Annotated in this window: 11 protein-coding genes and 3 pseudogenes; 8 read left to right on the top strand and 6 right to left on the bottom strand. The window is 62.4% G+C overall.

Going from position 1 to position 13,964, the window contains the following annotated elements:
• Position 1: 1 nt before the first annotated feature.
• Positions 2-1,084, bottom strand: coding sequence for a polysaccharide biosynthesis/export family protein (locus CUR85_RS06930; protein ID WP_280322409.1), 1,083 nt, complete (start codon positions 1,082-1,084; stop codon positions 2-4).
• A gap of 224 nt (positions 1,085-1,308) precedes the next feature.
• On the opposite strand from CUR85_RS06930, the gene CUR85_RS06925 reads away from it, so the two are divergent.
• From CUR85_RS06925 to CUR85_RS06890, 8 genes and pseudogenes are all read left to right on the top strand, one after another.
• Positions 1,309-2,157, top strand: coding sequence for an NAD-dependent epimerase/dehydratase family protein (locus CUR85_RS06925; RefSeq protein ID WP_169306056.1), 849 nt, complete (start codon positions 1,309-1,311; stop codon positions 2,155-2,157).
• Between the two features lie 10 nt (positions 2,158-2,167).
• Positions 2,168-2,779 carry a sugar transferase gene (locus CUR85_RS06920; protein WP_067265005.1) on the top strand — a complete coding sequence of 204 codons (612 nt, stop codon included), beginning with the start codon at positions 2,168-2,170 and terminating at the stop codon, positions 2,777-2,779.
• 242 nt (positions 2,780-3,021) lie between these two features.
• Positions 3,022-4,904: pseudogene (locus CUR85_RS20530) on the top strand (polysaccharide biosynthesis protein).
• Between the two features lie 186 nt (positions 4,905-5,090).
• Positions 5,091-7,226 carry a YjbH domain-containing protein gene (locus tag CUR85_RS06910; protein WP_280634092.1) on the top strand — a complete coding sequence of 712 codons (2,136 nt, stop codon included), beginning with the start codon at positions 5,091-5,093 and terminating at the stop codon, positions 7,224-7,226.
• On the top strand, positions 7,205-7,396 hold the full coding sequence (locus CUR85_RS06905) for a hypothetical protein (RefSeq protein ID WP_280322403.1): 192 nt from the start codon (positions 7,205-7,207) through the stop codon (positions 7,394-7,396). The genes CUR85_RS06910 and CUR85_RS06905 overlap by 22 nt, the downstream gene beginning before the upstream one ends.
• On the top strand, positions 7,393-7,920 hold the full coding sequence (locus CUR85_RS06900) for a YjbF family lipoprotein (protein WP_280322401.1): 528 nt from the start codon (positions 7,393-7,395) through the stop codon (positions 7,918-7,920). The genes CUR85_RS06905 and CUR85_RS06900 overlap by 4 nt, the downstream gene beginning before the upstream one ends.
• A gap of 51 nt (positions 7,921-7,971) precedes the next feature.
• A pseudogene (locus CUR85_RS06895) lies at positions 7,972-8,825 on the top strand (SDR family oxidoreductase).
• A 26-nt stretch (positions 8,826-8,851) separates the two neighbouring features.
• Entirely contained in the window at positions 8,852-9,397 is a 546-nt protein-coding gene (locus CUR85_RS06890) for an exopolysaccharide biosynthesis protein (protein ID WP_280322398.1), read from the top strand.
• Between the two features lie 43 nt (positions 9,398-9,440).
• Here CUR85_RS06890 and dxs read toward each other — a convergent pair whose 3' ends face one another.
• The 5 genes and pseudogenes from dxs to CUR85_RS06865 all read right to left on the bottom strand — a co-directional run bounded on the left by dxs (position 9,441) and on the right by CUR85_RS06865 (position 13,862).
• Entirely contained in the window at positions 9,441-11,369 is a 1,929-nt protein-coding gene (dxs, locus tag CUR85_RS06885) for a 1-deoxy-D-xylulose-5-phosphate synthase (protein WP_067264994.1), read from the bottom strand.
• 41 nt (positions 11,370-11,410) lie between these two features.
• The gene (locus CUR85_RS06880; RefSeq protein ID WP_067264991.1) at positions 11,411-12,292 is read right to left on the bottom strand and encodes a polyprenyl synthetase family protein; all 882 of its coding nucleotides are present in this window, start codon (positions 12,290-12,292) and stop codon (positions 11,411-11,413) included.
• An 8-nt stretch (positions 12,293-12,300) separates the two neighbouring features.
• Positions 12,301-12,543 carry an exodeoxyribonuclease VII small subunit gene (locus CUR85_RS06875; protein ID WP_067264990.1) on the bottom strand — a complete coding sequence of 81 codons (243 nt, stop codon included), beginning with the start codon at positions 12,541-12,543 and terminating at the stop codon, positions 12,301-12,303.
• Between the two features lie 109 nt (positions 12,544-12,652).
• Positions 12,653-13,353: pseudogene (locus CUR85_RS06870) on the bottom strand (response regulator).
• Positions 13,350-13,862 (bottom strand): MarR family winged helix-turn-helix transcriptional regulator, encoded by a 513-nt coding sequence (locus CUR85_RS06865; protein ID WP_067264985.1) that lies wholly within the window; start codon positions 13,860-13,862, stop codon positions 13,350-13,352. The pseudogene CUR85_RS06870 and the gene CUR85_RS06865 overlap by 4 nt, the downstream one beginning before the upstream one ends.
• Positions 13,863-13,964: the final 102 nt, after the last annotated feature.

Raw genomic sequence — 13,964 nt, 5'->3', positions numbered from 1 at the left:
GTCAGTTGCCGAGGTTTCCGGCGGTATTCACCAGCCCGAAGACCGATCCGACAAGGCCCAGAATGGTGCGGGTGTCCGACAGCGGGCTTTCCGTCGCGAGCACCAGATCGCCGGATTGAATGTGGAAATTCCGCGCCGAGAACAGCCCGTCGGATGTGGTCAGATCCAGCGTGAACACCACCCGCGTGCGGCGCGGGCCGCGCACGCCCGCACTCACCGCGCTGGCGGGGTATTCGCGCAGGATCAGGATGCCTTCGGGATCGGCGCGGGATTCGTTCACCCCGCCGATGATTGCCAATGCGTCCAGCGCCGAGACTTCGTCGCGGTTGAAGGGAAACTGTGCCTCCCGCCCGGCGGCACCCAGCGACAGGAAGTAGCGGCGGTCATCTTCGATGATCAGCTTGTCGCCCCCGATCAGCCGGGTGTCGAGGCTTGGGTTCTCATAAAGCCGGTCGATCGAGGTGGTATAGATATTGGCGCCGCGCAGCAGTTTGACCTGCGGGTTTTCGATACTGGAGAGCACGCCGCCGCCAGCCGAGATTGCGGCGAGAACGGTGAAGTTGTTGTCCGGCATTAGGATGTTGCCGGGGCTGCTCACGCCGCTCACCAGATCGACAGAGTTGCTGCGACCCTCGGTCATCGCCAGTTGCACCTGTGCCGCAGGCACGATTGTCTCAAGCCGGCGTTGGAGCAACTGCCGCGCTGAATCCGGGGTGCGGCCCGAGACTCTGACCTTGCCGATATAGGGCATGAAGATGGTGCCGCTTTCCGAGACGCGAATGCCGGGGAGGGTGGCAACTTGCTGAGCCGGAGATGTCAGCAACGAGTTGTCGCCGCTGTCCCAAACCAGAATGTCCAGCCGATCACCGGGGCGGATGACCTGGGCGTTCGATCCTCGGCTGGCACCGATCCAGCCATGGCGCCGCTCGCCAGTGTTGGGCCACTGAGCCACACTGGGCAGAAAGGCTCGGGTAACCGGATAGACGGCGATATCGGCATCAGGAGCGGCTGCTTCCTTCGTTACCTCTCTCTCGATCGCCGCACCGCGGGGGAGGTTGCCGCAAGCCGCCAGAGAAAGGGCCATCAGGGCCAAGAGGAACAGTTTGCTCAGGTGCTTCATAAGATGCGCAGTCGCTTTCTGGTGTTTCACCGGTAAACCGGGGTACTTGTGCCTGTATGCAGTGTAAATTGGTGGCTTGCAAAGGATGTTGTAAAGCCGGTCCCCATCCGAAATTCTAGTCATTCAGGATAGAGGCTGAACATATGGCGTCAATGATTTCAAAAGACAGCGCGTGTCCGGGCAGCTCTGTGATCTTTAACGGCGTGCTTTTGCTAGGTGCGACGGGCCGATTGGGCGGTATGCTGCGCCGTCATTGGCCAGAGCCGCAGGCGCTGCGCAGCCAGTCTAGAGAGCCGCGGCCTGGCTTTTATGATTTCAAGCTACCGAATGCGGAAGAGAGCCCAAGCGACGCGGCCCTCGCAGCCGCGCGTGGGGCAAGGGCGATCATCTCTTTGGCAGGTGTGACCCCGGCCCACGCGGGTGCTTGTGATGCCGCTTTGGAAGACAATGCGACCCTCGCCTTAGCTGCGTTGAAACTGGCAGAGACGGCGGGGGTCCCGCGGCTTCTCGTCGCCTCATCGGCGGCGGTCTACGGTGCAGAGGGCGGCCCGCTGCAAGAGGATCTGTCCTGCGCTCCGCTGTCGGATTACGGCCGACAGAAGCTTGCGATGGAAAAGGCAGTGCAAGAGGCGAGCGGCGAGACCGCAGTCACCGCGCTACGGATCGGCAACGTAGCGGGGGCGGATGCGATCCTCGGCGGTTGGCGGCCGGGCATGCAGATTGATCGCTTCCCCGATGGCCGCACGCCAAGCCGCAGTTACATCGGGCCGGTGACCTTGGCGCGGGTGCTCCACGCGCTCTGCCATGTAGAACACCTGCCGCCCATTCTGAACATCGCGGCACCCGGCGCGGTGGAAATGGGCGCGTTGTTGGATGCGGCGGGGCTGGCGTGGGAGCCCAAGCCGGCCCCTGCTTCCGCCATTCCCGAGGTGCGGCTGGATACGAAGGCACTTGAACGCCACGTCGATTTCACGCCAGAAACTCAAACGCCCGCCGGTTTGGTGCGAGAATGGCAGCAGGATATGAACAAACGATGAAGACCCATCAATGACTTGGCGCAAGCGCATTTTCGATCTGTTCTTCGCCAGCCTGCTTGTCGTCATCCTGGGGCCGATCCTTCTGGGGTTGCTGGTCTGGCTGCTGGTCAAAGAGGGACGGCCACTTTTCCATGTGGCCGAGCGGATGAAAACGCCGGAAGAGAGTTTCAAGCTTTGGAAGCTGCGCACGATGACCGTGGCCGAAGAGGATCAGGGCGTGTCGGGCGGCAACAAGGCCGCGCGGATCACCCCCACGGGCGCATGGCTCAGGGCGCGGCGCTTGGATGAGTTTCCCCAGCTTTGGAACATCCTGCGCGGTGATCTGAGCTTTGTCGGCCCCCGTCCGCCGCTGCGTGAATACGTTGAGCGTTTCCCCGAAGTTTACGGCAAGGTTTTGAAATCCCGGCCCGGCGTTACCGGTCTGGCCACAATCCGGTTTCACAAACATGAAGAACGGCTGCTGTCACGCTGCGAGACCGCGGCAGAAACCGATCATGTCTATTGTCGCGTCTGTGTCCCGCGCAAGGCGCAGCTTGATCTGATCTATCAGCGCCATCAAAGCGTCTGCTACGACTTTGATCTCGTGTTTCAGACCATTAGCAACCTCTTTCGCCGCAGTTAGAGTTTGCGGTTGTCAGCGGGGGCGTTGATGGGCAAATTGGTTAAGAATTGGTGTTTCTGACAAAATCATGGCATTGTTTGCTGAAAATTTAAGCGAATCCAGATTCGAATGGTGATACATTAAGCGCTATTTACTGTTTTTGTGCTTGTTGGCGCTCCCGAAGAACACCATGGACAAAAGAGAGCTACTAATAGGTTTCGGCCGCTGCGGTCGCCAATATACTCGTAGACAGGAGACGGCGCATGTTGAGCATTATCAAGTCGCTGACCAAACGGCAAAAGCGCGTGATCATGCTAACGCTCGACTCCCTTTTAATCGTTGTCTCCACGATTGCCGCCTTGGCTGTGCGCGGCCTGCCCGAAGATTTGCTCGAAACCCTCGTTACTTACGCTCCAATTATACCCCTTACCCTGATCGTCGGTGTGATCGTTTCGATCCGCTTGGGGGTCTGCACCACGCAACTTAATGCCTATGAAACCGCAGCGGTCGGAAGCACCGCGATACTGGGGACCACCCTTGCAGCCGTATCCCTGCTGAGCGCGACCCTTCTGGGGCTGGATTTCCCTATCGGCGTGCATGTGATGTTCGGGGCGATCTTTTTCTCTCTGGTGGTGCTGTCGCGGGTCATCTTGTTGCATATCGTTTTGCAAATCTACCGGACGGGCGACGCGCGGTGCCGTGTTTTGATCTACGGTGCGGGCACCACGGGGACGCAACTGGTTTCGGCCCTGCGCGGCCATGAAACGATTGAACCGATTGCCTTTGTTGATGACAATATCGCGCTTCAGGGGCTCAACGTCTCGAAGCTGCCGGTCTATTCGCCACGGGGCATCGCGGAACTTGCCGTCGAAAAGCAGATTGACCGCGTGTTGCTGGCCGTGCCGTCGCTCAGCACCCCCAAACAGGCCCAGATCGCCCGGCGGTTGGAGAAGCTGGGTCTCGAGGTGCAGACCCTCCCCTCCTTCGCGCAGCTGATCGGGGAAGAGGCTTTGGTCGACAAGCTCTCCCCGTCTCTCCGAGCCGCTTTTTGAACCGGGATGAGGTCGCGCCTTTGATTAACGAAGGCGGCGAAAGCTATGCGGGCAAAGTGGTTTTCGTCTCGGGGGCAGGCGGCTCCATCGGGTTGGAACTGTGCCGCCAAGTGCTGCTATGCCGGCCCACCAAACTGGTGCTTTTCGAGTTGAGCGAACTGGCCCTCTATAACGCCGACATGGAGATCCGCCAGTTGGCCGAGGGCAGCGATATCGAGATCGTCTCGGTCTTGGGGACGGTGACGGATACCCGGCAACTGCGCAAAGTGCTGTCGCAACACGGGGTCAATGTGGTCCTCCATGCCGCGGCCTATAAACACGTGCCCTTGGTCGAGGCGAACCCGCTGTCGGGGCTGGTGAACAATGTCCTTGGAACCCATGCTTTGGCCGAACAGGCCGCCCGGGCAGGGGTGGAGCGTTTCATCCTCGTATCCACCGACAAGGCCGTGCGCCCGACCAATATCATGGGCGGGTCCAAGCGGCTTGCCGAACTCGTCATTCAGGATATGGCGCGCAAATATGGCGGCCCGGGCGGTGTCATCTTCTCCATGGTTCGCTTCGGCAATGTTCTGGGGTCCTCCGGGTCGGTCGTGCCACTGTTCCAAGAGCAGGTCAGCCGCGGTGGCCCGTTGACGGTAACGGACCGCGGGGTGGCGCGCTACTTCATGACGGTCGAAGAGGCCGTGCGCTTGGTCCTACAGGCCGGATCGCTGGCTCAAGGGGGTGAGGTCTTTGTTCTGGACATGGGCAAACCCGTGCCGATCCTCAAACTGGCCCGGCAGGTGATCGAGGCCGCCGGCTACACCGTGCGGGACGAAGACAACCCCGATGGCGATATCGAGATTGAGATCACCGGTCTGCGCCCCGGCGAAAAGATGACCGAAGAGCTCACGTTGAGCGGTCTGCTGATCAATACGGCCCATCCCAAAATCTATTCCGCGCGGGAAAACGGGCTGCACGAACTCGAAATCGCCTCGGCCCTGCGAGACCTGCGTGAAGCGCTGGTGGCGAATGACGAAGCGCTGGCGCGTCAGGTGGTCTACCGCTGGGTCGAAGGGTTCGCCCCGCCTGAGGCGTTGCGTAAGTCCTCCTGAAAGCGGTTCGATATGTCGCGATATTGCCGCGGTCGGGTGACAGGGCCACGCGGTAGGGGGACAAAGATTGATCTGCAGGGGCCGTCCGTGTCAAATCTAATCAACAATATCGCAGGTAAGGGGCGCTTCGTGCATCAGCGGACGAAATTTGGAACGCGTAGACTGCGCCATGGTTCTTTGGCGTCAATGCTCTTGGTGGGCGGGGCACTGCCTTTTGCCGCTTTGGCTGACCCGACCTATGACATTTTCGAGACGCCCGAACGACCCTCGCTTAACTTTTACGGTTCGCCGGGGTTGGTCGATATGCCAACCGCCCATCCGATGCCGGACGGGCAGCTTGCGATCGGGGTCTCGAACTTTGCCGGCATGACGCGCAGCACTTTGACCTTTCAGGCTACGCCGCGCCTATCGGCCAGCTTTCGCTATGTCGGACTTCAGGATTGGACCGCTGTCGTTCCCGGTAGTTTCGATACCTATCGCGACCGAAGCTTTGACCTGCGCTATCTACTGAAAAAGGAAGACGCCTTCTGGCCTGCAATCACAGTAGGCTTGCAGGATTTTGCAGGCACAGGGATTTACGCGGGCGAATATGTCGTCGCGACCAAGACTTTTGACAACACGCTGCTGCCCGGTCGCGTCAAGGTGACTGGCGGTCTGGGCTGGGGGCGTCTGGGAAGTCACGGCAGTATCGGTGCGCCCTTCGGGGGCAATCGAGGCTCGTTCACCGGGGGCAGTACAGGGGGCAAACCTTCGTTTGATCAGTGGTTCCGCGGGTCTGCCGCACCCTTTGCCGGGGTCGAGTGGGCGGTGAATGACCGTTGGACCCTCAAGGCGGAATACAGTTCCGACGCCTATGAGACCGAAGACGGATCGCGCGAAATCTTTACGCGCAAATCGCAGTTTAACTTCGGCACCGAATACCAATATTCCGACGGGCTGCGATTGGGCGCCTATTATCTCTACGGCGCTGAGATCGGGGTGAACCTGCAATATCAACTGAACCCACGAAGACCGCTCACGCCGATCAAGGTTACCCCGGTCGCGCCATTAAAGGTACGCCCCGCCCGCCCCATCTCTCCGGCGACGTGGGATACGCAATGGGCCGCTAGCACGAGCCAGCAGCGCAACCTACATGCGCAGGTGAAAGAGGTGTTGGATGCAAGCGGTCTTTCCCTCGTTGCGCTGAAGCTGGATGCCGCAAGCGCAGAACTGCGTCTGCGGAATGATAAATATCAGGCCCCGGCTGTTGCCGTCGGTCGAGGCGCGCGCGCACTGGCGTGGGTTTTGCCCGCCTCGGTCGAGACTTTCCGTATCGTCTTGGTCGAAGAAGGTCTGGCGCAATCCGCCGTGACTTTGCGGCGCTCTGACCTTGAAGCTTTGGAGTTTGATCCACAAGCCGCGGATGCGCTGTTGGCCGTAGCAGGTATTGGCGAGGCCGCGCCTCGGTTGCCGCGCGCCATGAAGAATAATGATCTCTACCCCGATTTCGCTTGGGCCATCGGTCCCTATCTGTCGCCCAGCTATTTCGACCCGGAAGAGCCGGTTCGGCTGGACGGCGGCGTCGAGGTGACGGCCAGCTATCGCCCCGCGCCGGGTTGGACCGTCGCTGGCGGGTTGAAGCACCGTCTTTTCGGCAATGTCGGCGATAAGACAAGACCGAGCAACTCACGGCTTCCGACCGTCCGCACCGAGGGCCCGCGTTATGCTCGCGAAGGCAGGACGATCATCGACAATGCCTATGTGAGCAAGCAATGGAAGCCCGGCAACGACCTCTATGCCCGGGTAACCACGGGCTATCTTGAGCGGATGTTCGGTGGCGTTTCGGCAGAACTGCTGTGGAAGCCGGTCAATAGCAACCTCGCGCTCGGGGTCGAGGCGAATTATGTCAAACAGCGCGACTATGACGGTGCTCTTGGCTTTCTGGACTACAGCGTGGCGACGGGCCATGTCTCGGCCTATTATGCCTTTGGCGGCGGCTATCACGGTCAATTGGACGTGGGCCGGTACTTGGCAGGTGATCTTGGCGCAACCGTGACTTTGACGCGCGAGTTCACCAATGGTTGGAAGATCGGCGGCTTCTTCACCATCACCGATGTCTCGGCCGAAGAGTTTGGCGAAGGTTCCTTCGACAAAGGCATCAATCTGACGATCCCCATAAATTGGTTCTTGGGCAAACCGGACAAGCGCAGCGTTTCTACCACGATCCGCCCCATCCAGCGCGACGGCGGCGCGCGGCTTGAGGTCCCGGGCCGTCTTTATGAACAGGTGCGCAGCGGCCACCGCAATGCATTGGAAGATCAATGGTCGAGGGTTTGGGAATGAAGCGTTTTGCAACCGGGCTTCTGCTGATCGCCAGCCTGACCTTGACCGCCTGTGCCGGCGGCGGACGCGAAGAGGAGCGCAGCCCGCTGTTCAGCGCGGGCAGCACGTTGTTCACCATCCTCAAAGACCGGACAGGGCCAGAAGCCCCCCAAAGGGGCGGGTTACCGTGACCCGGGCATTGCTGGATCAGACCCCCGGCGCCGTCATGCAGGTCGTGCCGGAAAACACCGGGTTGCAGGACTTTCTGCGGCGTGTGGCTCGGCGCTCGGATGGGACGCCGGGTATGGTTGAGGTCTGGCAGTCGACAGACCAGGTTCAGATCGTTCTGCGCGAGGGGGTTCTGGTCGGCACGAAAGGGCTTGGTGGAGACATGCGCTCGGCGCAGGCGCAGACGGTGATTGCAGCACTGGACGGGCAAGGCGGCGGCGGTGAAAGGTTGATCACGCTCGCGCGGCTTGATGGCACGGCACAGACGGTGCCCTTCGCCTGTGATGTGACCCATTTGGGGCCCGAAACGATCCAGATTGTCGACCGCCGCCTTTCAGTACGCCATCTTCGTGAACATTGCGTCTATGGCGCCACGACCTTTACCAATGACTATTGGGCCGAGACCGGAACCGGTAAAATCCGCCGATCCCGGCAGTGGGCCGGGCCAGCATTCGGCTACATGGCAATCGACCTCCTGAAAGAGTAAATCCACCGCTTGCCGCTTGTGATTGCGGCCCATGCGGGCCACTTTGGCGGTATGGATAAAACGCTTCTTTCCCTCGGCCATGGCTATAGCGCGCGGGCCTTGGCGGCCCGGTTGATCCCGCAGGGCTGGCGCATCATCGGCACGACCCGTAGCCGCGAGAAACTGGATGAGATTGCCGCGACGGGGGTGGAGCCGATGCTCTGGCCCGGCAGCGATTTGTCTTCGCTTTTGCAAGAGGTGCCCAACCTGTTGGTCTCTGCCGGGCCGGGGCCGGAAGGGGATCCGGTACTGCTGGATTTGCAGGATGAAATCACCGCAGCGGCCCCCTATTTGCGGTGGGTTGGCTATCTGTCGACCACCGGTGTTTACGGTGACCATGGGGGCGATTGGGTGGATGAGACGACACCGCTCACCCCCTCCACCCGGCGCGGCGCGGCGCGGGTGCAGGCCGAGGCGGCATGGGGCGCGATCCCCGGCCTGCCGCTGCATATCTTCCGGCTCGCGGGCATTTACGGCCCCGGGCGCGGGCCATTCGCCAAGGTACGCAAAGGCACGGCGCGGCGCATCATCAAGCCGGGGCAGGTCTTCTCGCGTATTCATGTGGAGGATATCGCCCAAGCCTTGGACCTGTCGCTGGCCAAGCCGCAGCCGGGGGCGATCTATAACCTTTGTGACGATGATCCGGCCCCGCCGCAGGATGTGATCGGCCATGCCGCCGCGCTTTTGGGCCTGCCCCTTCCCCGGCGGTGGACTTCGACAAGGCCGAGATGACCCCCATGGCCCGCAGCTTTTACGCGGAGAGCAAGAAGGTCCGGAACGATCACGCCAAGGCGGCGTTGGGCTGGCAACCGATCTATCCCGATTACCGCTCTGGTCTGGCCGCGCTGCTGGAGGCGGAAGACTGAATTCGAGGCACCGCCAGAGGCACTGAATGCGTCAAGACGAACACACGTTGGCCCATTTGCTGGATAGCATGGAGCGCGCGGCAGAGAAGGAGGCGGTGTCGATCAACGACGTGCTGCATGAGATCGGCGACCGTTCGATCACCCCTCTGATCCTGATCGTCGCCTTGCTGCTGGTCTCACCCTTGTCGGGCATTCCCGGCGTCTCGACCCTTGCGGCGGTGACAATCATCCTGCTGGCCGTGCAGGCGGTGACCGGGCGGCGCAGGCTATGGATGCCGCAATTTCTGTTGCGGCGCGAGGTGGCGGGCCATCGGTTGAGCGGCTGCGTGCGCTTTCTGCGCCGCCCCTGCGCTTTCGTCGACGGGCGCTGCAAGCCGCGCCTTCAGTTTCTCACCACCGGGCCAATGCGGTTCATCACACTGGTGGTGGTCACGATCATTCCGCTCGGCTGGCCCTTTATGGAGGTGCTGCCGATGATGTCATCGCTGGGGCGGGCACCGTTGCCCTCTTGGTGTTTGGGCTGTTCACCCGCGACGGGCTTTTCGTGCTTTTGGGCTATGTCTGTGTGGTGATCACCTTGGTCGCGGGCGGCCTGCTGGTGCTGACCGCCGCCAGTTAGGCGCGCTGCGCGTCCAAGTCACCGATCCCCAGCACTTCGAGCACCTTGGCCGCGATCTGTTCGGCGTTCATCCCCGCCACGGCATACATATCCGCCGGGCTGGCCTGATCGATGAAGGTATCGGGCAGCACCATGGAGCGGAACTTGAGCCCCTTGTCGAACACCGCCTCATCCGCCAGCAGCTGCGCCACATGGCTGCCGAAGCCGCCGACTGCGCCCTCTTCGATGGTGATCAGCGCCTCGTGGTCATGGGCGAGCTTGAGGATCATCTCACGGTCCAGCGGCTTGGCGAAACGGGCATCGGCGATGGTGGGGGTGATGCCCTTGGCCTGAAGCTGTTCGGCGGCCTTCTCGACCTCTTCCAAACGCGTGCCGAAGGACAAAAGCGCGACCTTACTGCCCTCTTGGATCATCCGGCCCTTGCCGATTTCCAGCGGGGTGCCACGCTCTGGCATCTCGACCCCGCGCCCTTCGCCGCGCGGATAGCGGAAGGCGATGGGGCCGTCGTCATGGGCGGCGGCGGTGGCGACCATATGGCGCAATTCTGCCTCGTCCGCGGCGGCCATGACCACGAAACCGGGCAGGTTGGCGAGGAAGGCCACATCGAAGGCGCCCGCATGGGTCGGCCCGTCGGCGCCCACGAGACCGGCGCGATCGATCGCGAAACGCACCGGCAGGCGCTGGATCGCCACATCATGCACGACTTGGTCGTAGCCGCGTTGCAGGAAGGTGGAATACATCGCGCAGAAGGGCTTCATCCCCGCCGCGGCGAGCCCCGCGCAGAAGGTCACGCCATGCTGCTCGGCGATGCCCACATCGAAGCAGCGGCTGGGGTAGCGTTCGGCAAAAAGGTCGAGGCCGGTGCCATCGGGCATGGCGGCGGTCACGGCGCAGATCTTGTCGTCCTCGGCGGCCTCGGCCAGCAGGCTGTCGGCGAAAACGCGGGTGTAGCTCGGCGCGTTGGAGGGGGCTTTCTTTTGCTCGCCCGTCACCACGTTGAACTTGGCCGTGGCATGGCCGCGATCCCGCGCGGCTTCGGCGGGGCCATAGCCCTTGCCCTTTTGCGTCTGGATGTGGATCAGGATCGGCCCAGTCGCGCGTTGATGGACGGTGCGCAGCACCGGCAGCAGCTGGTCCATGTCATGCCCGTTGATCGGGCCGAGGTAGGAGAACCCGAGGTTCTCGAACAGCGTGCCGCCCACGGCCATGCCCTTGAGCATATCCTTGGCGCGTTTGGCGCCTTCGCGGAAGGGCTCGGGCAGCAGGCTCACCGCGCCCTTGGCGGCGGCTTTGAAATCCTGAAACGGCGCTTCGGCGTATAGACGGCTCAGGTAGCTCGACATCGCGCCGACGGGCGGGGCGATGGACATCTCGTTGTCGTTAAGGATGACGATCAGGCGTTTTTTCAGATCGCCCGCGTTGTTGAGCGCCTCATAGGCCATGCCCGCGCTCATCGCGCCATCGCCGATCACGGCAATCGCGTCGCCCAGTCCTTCGGGGATCACGCCACCCAGATCGCGGCCCACGGCAAAGCCGAGCGCTGCTGAGATTGAGGTCGAGCTATGCGCCGCGCCAAAGGGGTCGTAGGGGGATTCGCTGCGCTTGGTGAATCCCGATAGCCCGTCTTTCATGCGCAGGCTGCGGATCCGGTCGCGGCGTTCGGTCAGGATCTTATGCGGGTAGCATTGGTGACTGACGTCCCAGATGATCTTGTCGCGCGGCGTGTCGAAAACCGCGTGCAAAGCGACGGTCAGTTCGACCACGCCAAGCCCGGCGCCAAGATGCCCGCCGGTTTCCGACACGGCCGAGATCGTCTCGGCCCGCAATTCGCGGGCGACTTGGGTCAGTTCGGCATCGGACAGGTGTTTCAGGTCCGCAGGGCGGGTGACCTGATCGAGCAGGGGTGTGGCGGGTTTGTCACTCATCGGGGCCTCTCTGGTGCCGCATTGGCGCATGTGCCGCCCGGCTAGCTGTCGCGGGCAATAACGAAGGCGGCAGCGGCTCGCAAGCTCTGCGCCTCTGGTCCATATTCAGATAGGGCGTCGCAGGCCATGTCCACCAATTCGGCGGCGCGGGTCTTGGCTCCGACCAGTCCAAGGTGGGACACGAAAGTGGCCTTGCCCGCCGCGTCGTCCTTGCCGACCGCCTTGCCCACCGTTTCGGCGTCGCCTTCGACATCGAGGATGTCATCGGCGATCTGAAAGGCGAGGCCGAGGTGTTTGGCGTAAGCGCCGAGGGCGGTGGCATCGGCACCGGCCATCCGTGGCCCGGCCATGGCGGACCATTCGATCAAGGCGCCGGTCTTGCCCGCCTGAAGCGCCGTGATCTCGGCCAGTGACAGCGGGGCGGGGGCGGTTTCGGCGGCGATGTCCAGCGCTTGACCGCCGACCATACCGCCGACGCCTGCCGCTTGGGCGAGGCTGGTCATCAGGGTCAGACGCGCCTCCGCCGGGCAGGGCGCTTGGCCGAGCAGTTCAAAGGACAGCGTTTGCAGCGCGTCACCGGCCAGAACGGCGGTCGCCTCATCCCATTTGCGGTGCACCGTGGGCTGGCCCCGGCGCAGATCGTCGTCGTCCATGCAGGGCAGGTCGTCATGCACCAGCGAATAGGCGTGCAGCGCCTCGATGGCCGCCGCCGCAGGGGCGGCCATGCCGGGGGCGATCCCATGCAGCCGGGCGGATTCGATCACCAGAAAGCCGCGCAGCCCCTTGCCGCCGCCGCAGGCATAGCGCATCGCCTCGGCAACGGGGCCGTCATGCGCGCTAAGCGCTGTGTCGATCTGCGCTTGCGCCAGATCGCGGGCATGGGCGAGCGCCTCTGCCAAAGGGCGGGGGGTGGTCTCTTGCATGCGGGCGGTCAAAGCCCTTCGACGGGTTTCAGCCCATTCGGGTTGCCATCGCCGTCAAGCGTGATCGCGGCGACCTTTTCTTCGGCCTCTTTCAGCTTGGTCTCGCAGCGCGCCTTAAGCTTGGCCCCGCGTTCGTAAAGCGCGATGCTTTCGTCCAATGCGACATTGCCGTTTTCAAGCTGGCCCAAGACTTTCTCAAGCTCGGCCATAGCGGTCTCAAAGTTCATCTCTTCTACGGGTGTGTCGGACATTGCGCGCCTCGTTATCGGAATTTCGCGCGACAATAGAACTTCGCGCCCCGCATTGCCAGCGGGCTTGCGTGATGAATTTTACCGGCCCGGTTCAGCAGGCGGGGCGAGGTCAGTCCGGGGCCAGCATATAGCCCGCGCCGCGCACGGTTTGCAGGTATTGCGGCTGTTTCGGATCGCTCTCGATCTTGCGGCGCAGGCGGGTGATTTGAACATCGACCGCGCGTTCCTGCGCTTGCCCCGGTCGCGGCCCAGTTCCTCGACCAATTTGGCACGGCTCAGCGCGACACCGGGCTGGGCGGCGAAGATCTTCATCAGCTGCACCTCGGTCGCGGTGAGGCGCACCAGATCGTCGCCCTGCCACATCTCGCCCCGCTCCATGTCATAGCGGATCACGCCGAGCGACAGCACTTTTGGCGCGGTGTCGGCGGCAGAGGTATCGGGCATTCGGCGCAGGATGGCGTTAATGCGCAGCAGCAGTTCTTTCGGCTCAAAGGGTTTGGGCAGGTAGTCATCCGCCCCGGCCTCCAACCCTTCGATGCGGTTGTCGGTCTCGCCCTTGGCGGTCAGCAGCAGGATCGGCGTTTGCAGGGTTTCGCGCAAAGCGCGGGTCAGGGCCATGCCGTCTTCGCCGGGCATCATCACGTCGAGCACGATGAGGTCGAATTCCAACCCCGCCAGCACCCGCCGCGCATGTGCCGCATCGCGGGCCGTGCTGACCAGAAAGCCGTTCCGCATCAGGAACTTCTTCAACAGGCTGCGGATCCGCTCATCGTCGTCAACGACCAGCAGGTGCGGGTCGAGATCGTTCATGGGGCGCTTTCGCGCAGCCGGTCAAAGCTCTGGCGCATTTCGGGGTCCATCATGGCCTCCAATACCGTTCTGAAACCGGCCACGGCTTCGGGTCCGGCGGTGCGAAAGGCCAGCCGCATGCGCGCGCGCTGAGCGTCTGATAGCTCCTGTTCCAGCTTGCGACCCTCGTCGGTCAGGAACAGATGCCGCTCGCGCTTGTCATTGCGGCCAACCTTGCTCTGCACCAGACCATCGGCGATCAGCGTGCGCAAGACACGGTTGAGCGATTGTTTCGTGACCCCGAGGATATTGAGCAGGTTGTTCACCGTCGTACCGGGGGCGCGGTTGATGAAGTGGATGGCGCGGTGATGCGCGCGGCCATAGGCCATATCGGCCAGAATCCGGTCAGGATCGGCAGTGAAACCGCGATAGGCAAAGAACATCGCCTCGATCCCCTGCCGCAGTTGTTCGTCCGTCAAAAACAGCAGGCTGTCGCCGCTGCTAGGGGCCATCATGCGCCCGTCAGCCATAGTGTGTCTCATTCTCTCTCGGGCCTGTTGGGGATCAGTTTACGTCAGCGTTGTTGACATTCCAATAGTGAAAGGCTATCGAATCCCGTGTTTTGCGCAATT

The sequence above is a fragment of the Sulfitobacter faviae genome, assembly GCF_029870955.1.
Taxonomy (GTDB): domain Bacteria; phylum Pseudomonadota; class Alphaproteobacteria; order Rhodobacterales; family Rhodobacteraceae; genus Sulfitobacter; species Sulfitobacter faviae.
Note: the sequence above shows the minus strand (reverse complement) of the source record. Positions and strands in the feature narration are given on the sequence as shown.

Coding starts and splice junctions, on each gene's coding strand:
- CUR85_RS06865 (WP_067264985.1), bottom strand. CDS start 13,862: ATGGCTGACGGGCGCATGATGGCCCCTAGCAGCGGCGACAGCCTGCTG.
- CUR85_RS06880 (WP_067264991.1), bottom strand. CDS start 12,292: ATGCAAGAGACCACCCCCCGCCCTTTGGCAGAGGCGCTCGCCCATGCC.
- CUR85_RS06910 (WP_280634092.1), top strand. CDS start 5,091: ATGCTCTTGGTGGGCGGGGCACTGCCTTTTGCCGCTTTGGCTGACCCG.
- CUR85_RS06905 (WP_280322403.1), top strand. CDS start 7,205: ATGGTCGAGGGTTTGGGAATGAAGCGTTTTGCAACCGGGCTTCTGCTG.
- dxs (WP_067264994.1), bottom strand. CDS start 11,369: ATGAGTGACAAACCCGCCACACCCCTGCTCGATCAGGTCACCCGCCCT.
- CUR85_RS06875 (WP_067264990.1), bottom strand. CDS start 12,543: ATGTCCGACACACCCGTAGAAGAGATGAACTTTGAGACCGCTATGGCC.
- CUR85_RS06930 (WP_280322409.1), bottom strand. CDS start 1,084: ATGGCCCTTTCTCTGGCGGCTTGCGGCAACCTCCCCCGCGGTGCGGCG.
- CUR85_RS06920 (WP_067265005.1), top strand. CDS start 2,168: ATGACTTGGCGCAAGCGCATTTTCGATCTGTTCTTCGCCAGCCTGCTT.
- CUR85_RS06890 (WP_280322398.1), top strand. CDS start 8,852: ATGCGTCAAGACGAACACACGTTGGCCCATTTGCTGGATAGCATGGAG.